Below are 3158 nucleotides of genomic sequence, written 5' to 3'. Positions count from 1 at the left end.
GTGCGCGCGCCTGTTTCGAGATCGATCTCGAAACCGAATTTGGTGGCGATGACCACATCGTCGCGGATCGGCGCGAGCGCTTCACCGACCAGGTCCTCATTGACGAACGGACCGTAGGCTTCGGCCGTATCGAACAGCGTGATCCCGTGCTCGTTGGCAAGGCGCATCAGCTTGATCATCTCGCCCTTGTCGGCCGCAGGACCATAGGCTGCGCTCATGCCCATGCAGCCAAGGCCGAGTGCGGATACTTCAAGCCCGCTTCCAAGTGTTCGTTTTTTCATGGTCTTATCTCCGTTCATAGGAATGTATCTGGTGGGTCACGGCGCTTCAGTCGCCGCCACGGGAGAGATTTCGTGGCGGCGACCGACGATGAAGGCAAGCGTAAGGATGAGCGTCAGGGCGATCAGGACTGTTCCCGTCTCCATGGCCAGACCCACGCGGTGCGTGAGGAGTGTGGTGCCTGACAGGCCTTCCGACCCGAGCGCCGAGACCGAAACAAGAATACCAAGACCGAGAGAGCTGCCGAGCTGGTGGGCGACATTGACAACGCCGGAGGCCGCTCCCGCCCGCTCCGACGGCACCCGCGCGATCCCGGATGCTGTGAGAGGGCCCAGCGCTCCACCCTGACCCGCACCGATCAGCATCATCGGAAGCAGGAGCGGCCATAAGGACGATCCTTCTATGGCAAGACTCAGCCAGCCCATGCCGATCAGGCCTGCGAAAATGCTGATCGTCAGGACGCGGTCGGAGCCGAATTTTCCGATCAAGGCAGGCGCGGACATTGCCACGACGAAATTGACGACGGTTGTCGGCAGGAAGGCGATCCCGGCCGCCGCCGGCGACAGTCCGACCACGCTTTGCAGAAACTGGGCGACGAAGAAGTAAAAGCCGACATTGGCACCGAGGAACAGGGCACGCGCGGCATAGGCTGCGGCACGTTCCCGGTCGGAAAACAGCGTCAGCGGCATGATCGGTTGGGATGCCCGCGATTCCACCAGAATGAATATCGCCAGCATCAGCAGACCAAAACCGACCGAGATGCATGTCACAGGATCGTGCCATCCCACCGAGGCCGAGCGGATAACGCCATATACGAGGAAGACCATCCCTAGCGTCGATGTCAGAGCGCCAAACATGTCGAGGTGCGCCGGCGCAAGATCAGTCTCCACAACGTACCGTTTTGCGGCCAGCATCATGGCGATACCGATCGGCAGGTTGATGAAAAAACCGACCCGCCAGGAAAGCCAGTCGGCAAGAAGACCGCCGACCACGAGACCAAGAGCCGCAGAGACCCCGGCGGCTGCCGCATAGTAGGAGACCGCGCGTGTGCGTTCCGGGCCTGGTTCGAAATTGTTCTGAAGCAGCGCCAGGGTCGAAGGGGCGAGTATCGCCGAGCCAAGTCCCTGGACGGCGCGTGCCGCGATCATGATCGCCGGGGTCTGCGCCACGCCAATAATCAGGGAGGCGAGTGAGAAGATCGCCAGCCCGATCAGAAGCATGCGACGCCGCCCGTAGATGTCGCCAGCCCGCGCGCCGAGCAGAAGGCAGCCGCCGAAAGCCAGCGTGTAGGCGGTGGAGACCCACGACAGCCCGGCATCGGTGAAGCCGAGTTCGGCGTGTATCTTCGGGAGACCCGTCAGCACAATGGAGATGTCGAGGACGATCATCACGTAGCTGACGAGGATAATCGCGAGGATTACCTTCTTGTTTGGGGTCTCGATTGCATGGGGCATGCGTATTCCAGTTCAGATGCGAGGGGGACTGTTGTCGATCACCCGTTTGACTGACTGGAATCTAGCGTTTGCGGCTGCTTTCGATTAGTGCCTATAATCGGCATGAACCTATAAGCTGGGATAATGAATGCCGCAGGAAAATTTCAATGATCTCGTCGCCTTCGTCACCGTTGCTCGCGAAGAGAGTTTCACACGGGCGGCGGTGAAGCTCGGTGTCTCCCAGTCGGCGCTCAGCCAGACGGTTCGCAGCCTTGAAGAAAGGCTCGGGATCAGGTTGCTCACGAGAACAACGCGACGTGTGTCGCCCACTCCGGCGGGGGAGCGGCTCCTTCACACGGCAGGCCCGCGGTTCGAGGAAATTCAGGCGGAGCTGTCGGCCCTGAGCGAAATGCGCGACAAGCCTGCCGGCACGATCCGCATCACGGCTGGCGAGCATGCGGCGATCTCTGTCCTTGCCCCTGCGCTCGATAAGTTCCTACCCGACAACCCTGACATCAATGTCGAGATCACCGTTGACTACGGTCTGACCGATATCGTCGCCGAGCGATATGATGCAGGTGTCCGTCTCGGGGAGCAGGTCGCGAAAGACATGATCGCTCTTCGAATAGGACCGCCGATGCGCATGGCCGTCGTCGGTTCGCCGTCCTATTTTCATCGCAATCCATGGCCCGAAAAACCGCAGGACCTGACTGCACATAACTGCATCCAGATTCGCATGCCGACCTATGGAAACATCTTCCCCTGGGAATTCGAAAAAGATGGATACGAACTCAAGGTCCGGGTCGATGGACAGCTCGTCTTCAACAACATGGCAATGCGACGCGATGCGGTATTGAGAGGCCTCGGCCTTGCCTACATGCCGGAAGACCAGGTCGAGGACCTGATCAAGGAGAATAAACTCGTCCGCGTGCTGGAGGAGTGGTGTGAGCCTTTTCCGGGTTATCACCTCTATTACCCGAACCGCCGGCACGCCTCTCCAGCATTTGCCCTGGTCCTGGAGGCCCTTCGGTTTAAGGGATGACGTGCTCATCAACCGTTTGTGATTAAGAAGCCAGGCTAATGGCTTCAATCGGAAATAGGTGGCTAATGCTCATAAAGAGCTTCGCGTAGGCTTCATCCACTCAACTACGAGAAGGATGAATATGAAGTCTCCGATGAAGACCTTCGCGCTAGCTCTCATGTTTTCGACGCAGCTCGTCGCCGGATCGGCGTTTGCGCAGACCGGATCGAAACCGGAGCCTCTCGTAATCCAGGATCAGGGGAGCTTCGCCGTTGGCGGAAGCGTGGCGACCACGCCGGGAACTTACAACAACAACGCGCCTTCGGCCGAAGGCCAAAGCCTGCACGGAGATCACGCCTACGTCTTCTATAAGGTGCCAGAGAAGCCGAAGCCTCTTCCCATTTTCATGCTGCACGGGGCCTATC

At 59.4% G+C, this 3158-nt stretch carries 3 protein-coding genes and 1 pseudogene; 2 read left to right on the top strand and 2 right to left on the bottom strand.

What is annotated here, in order from left to right; genetic code table 11:
• Both AAAC48_RS22965 and AAAC48_RS22960 read right to left on the bottom strand, forming a co-directional pair.
• Window positions 1–281: aldo/keto reductase (locus AAAC48_RS22965; protein ID WP_340656412.1), on the bottom strand; the 281-nt coding region annotated here is incomplete at its 3' end.
• A 36-nt stretch (window positions 282–317) separates the two neighbouring features.
• Window positions 318–1733, bottom strand: a complete 1416-nt coding sequence (locus tag AAAC48_RS22960) for an MFS transporter (RefSeq protein WP_340656411.1) — start codon at window positions 1731–1733, stop codon at window positions 318–320.
• Window positions 1734–1860: 127 nt separating this feature from the next.
• Between AAAC48_RS22960 and AAAC48_RS22955 the strand changes: the two genes are divergently transcribed.
• Together AAAC48_RS22955 and AAAC48_RS22950 are read left to right on the top strand one after the other, a co-directional pair.
• Window positions 1861–2754 carry a LysR family transcriptional regulator gene (locus AAAC48_RS22955; protein ID WP_340656410.1) on the top strand — a complete coding sequence of 298 codons (894 nt, stop codon included), beginning with the start codon at window positions 1861–1863 and terminating at the stop codon, window positions 2752–2754.
• Window positions 2755–2911: 157 nt separating this feature from the next.
• Window positions 2912–3158, top strand: a pseudogene (locus AAAC48_RS22950) (alpha/beta hydrolase); the annotation flags it as partial.

Source organism: Phyllobacterium sp. (assembly GCF_037994405.1).
Taxonomy (GTDB): domain Bacteria; phylum Pseudomonadota; class Alphaproteobacteria; order Rhizobiales; family Rhizobiaceae; genus Phyllobacterium.
This window is presented reverse-complemented; position numbering and strand designations above follow the sequence as displayed.